We start from the raw sequence: 2,237 nt of genomic DNA, 5'->3' as shown, positions 1-2,237 counted from the left end.
TGTTCGCCAGCTCACGGCGCGTGATCTGGCGTCCTGTCGTCTCATCGATGCTGGCCGTGCTCGTCGAGAGGGTCGTCACAGTATCGGAGATCCGCGCTGCCAGCGCCGAGCTGAAGAACGCCGTGACGGCGTTGTCCCACGCCGTTTCAGCAGCATCGATGCCGCCCGTGCCCTCGGAGTAGATGCCGAACGTCCACGTCTCACCGTCGCCGAACCGGCCCACGGCTCGGTGTCTGAATACCGTCACGAAACCCAGCTTACGCCCATGGCGCGGCACCCCCCCGTGCGTTGAGGTGCGGGGCGGGGGGGTGCCGCATGAGCAGAGTCTTTCGACCCATACGCCAGCTATAGCACGTACGGGCCGCTACGTCTCGCCCCCCACGCTGGCCGTCCCGGCCACGACCCATCGGATGGCGCTGGGCCAGGAGAGGGCCGGCGACGCTCACGGGGGGTAGAGGATGAACGCGCGCCAGTGGAGCATGATGCGGATATACCCGGGGCTACCGGGTGTGCCGCCGGGCAGCGCGGTCACCGCGCGCAGGTGTTGAGGGTTCTGCAGGACACGCTTCCCGCGCACGTCGATCGGCACCGTGGTCCGGCCAGCCGTGATGGGCGGGTCCGTGACGCCCGAGATGACGTCCGTCGCGGTGGCGTGGATCATCTCCCACCACATCCATTCTTGCCCCATGTAGCCGGGGCTCGTGCCCGCGACGGGGCTCATGACGCTGCTGCCCGTGTGCACGCCTGCGAAGACGGGCCATGTGAGGTGCTCTTCGAGGAGCGAGTTCAGCGCTACTACGACCGTGATCCGGCCGATCAGCCTCTCTACCGTCGAGCCGGGCGGGGGCTGGGTGTCGAAGATGTACGCCTGCGAGACGTGGGGCGCGGCGCTGGCGTTGTAGACGTGCTGGCTCCACCACCAGTAGCCCTGTCGAGCCATAGGTAGTGCCCTCGTGGGTAGACGGCGACGCTCGGGCCCCTCCAGCGTAGTCGCACTGTCAAGGCCGTAGGGAGGCAGGGGGGCGGGGGCCCCCGGCGGGGCTCCCCCCCACTGGCCCCCCCGGTAACGTCGGGGACTTCTCAACCCAGCACGTCTAGCGGATCGGCATCTATGCCGTCCGCTAGAGATATGGACATTACGCAGGCGTCCCCACGTAATGGCGCGTGGCCAGCGCGCGCAGGGCCTGCCGGGTTGACTATCCGCAGTGCGGACTCTGGACCTTGCCCGTGCATTGAAAAGGCCCACCGGATGGCTTCCGGTGGGCCCTTTGTATCAGCTTCTACGCGCCATTCCCAGACCCATGCGCCGGGTGGTCGATGACCTGCGCTTGAATCGTGCATGGCGAGAGCAGGGTGATCATGTCGTCCCAGTTGTGCCGAGCGGCGCAGCACACCATATGGCCGACCGTCGCCACGTACTCCTGCATGGTGAACGTCTGCGGGTGCGAGCACCCCGTGACGCGCACGTTCAGGTCTGCGGGGGTCCAGATCTTGCGCGACCCGAGGTCGGGGGCGCCCGTCGTGTCGAGCTCACCGACCGTCATGTGGCCCCTGATGGTGGTGATGTCTCGCCAGGTCGCGACGGTGAAGCTGTACGTGCGGAACATCGTTCCTCCCGTGGTGCGGGTACGCCTGTCGTACGTGTATCGCGTGACGTACGGCGAGCGTTACAGCCGGCCCCCGCCGATTCCGCACCACGGGCAGCGACGGGGGCCGGGGCTGGGCCGGCTACAAGAGCCGCGTCTCGCGAGACTCGACGAGCTTGTTCCGCCGGCGACGCTGGGTGTCGAGCACGTCCCCGACATCGATCATGGTCACCTGCGTCGTGGTGAACCGCCCCGCACCCGGCGAGTCCGTGCGATGGAAGATCACCGGAACCAGGCCGCCCGTCCCAAGCTCGTTCATCATCGCGACGGCGGAGTCCGCCAGGTCGCTTTGAGCGCCGGGGAGCATACGCCCGTCCGCCACCTGGTCCACCGCGAGCGACGGCACATAGAAGCGCCCCCGACCCGCTCGGGTAGCCAGGTTCGTACGGAGACCCACTACCGGCGTCACCTGGTAGGGGAGCGATGGGCTCGTGCTGCTACCGCCCGAACTGTTCGCCAGCTCACGGCGCGTGATCTGGCGTCCTGTCGTCTCATCGATGCTGGCCGTGCTCGTCGAGAGGGTCGTCACAGTATCGGAGATCCGCGCTGCCAGCGCCGAGCTGAAGAACGCCGTGACGGCGTTGTCCCACG

At 67.7% G+C, this 2,237-nt stretch carries 4 protein-coding genes; all 4 read right to left on the bottom strand.

The window, feature by feature from the left end:
• Window positions 1-247 (bottom strand): hypothetical protein (locus VF202_14290; GenBank protein ID HEX7041282.1); only part of this gene is annotated, 247 nt, incomplete at its 3' end.
• A 195-nt stretch (window positions 248-442) separates the two neighbouring features.
• Window positions 443-940, bottom strand: a complete 498-nt coding sequence (locus VF202_14285) for a hypothetical protein (protein ID HEX7041281.1) — start codon at window positions 938-940, stop codon at window positions 443-445.
• Between the two features lie 340 nt (window positions 941-1,280).
• Entirely contained in the window at window positions 1,281-1,607 is a 327-nt protein-coding gene (locus tag VF202_14280) for a hypothetical protein (GenBank protein HEX7041280.1), read from the bottom strand.
• 121 nt (window positions 1,608-1,728) lie between these two features.
• The coding region (locus VF202_14275; GenBank protein ID HEX7041279.1) for a hypothetical protein at window positions 1,729-2,237 on the bottom strand (509 nt) is incomplete at its 5' end.

The organism is Trueperaceae bacterium, from assembly GCA_036381035.1.
In the GTDB taxonomy this organism is placed as follows: Bacteria; Deinococcota; Deinococci; order Deinococcales; family Trueperaceae; genus DASRWD01.
Note: the sequence above shows the minus strand (reverse complement) of the source record. Positions and strands in the feature narration are given on the sequence as shown.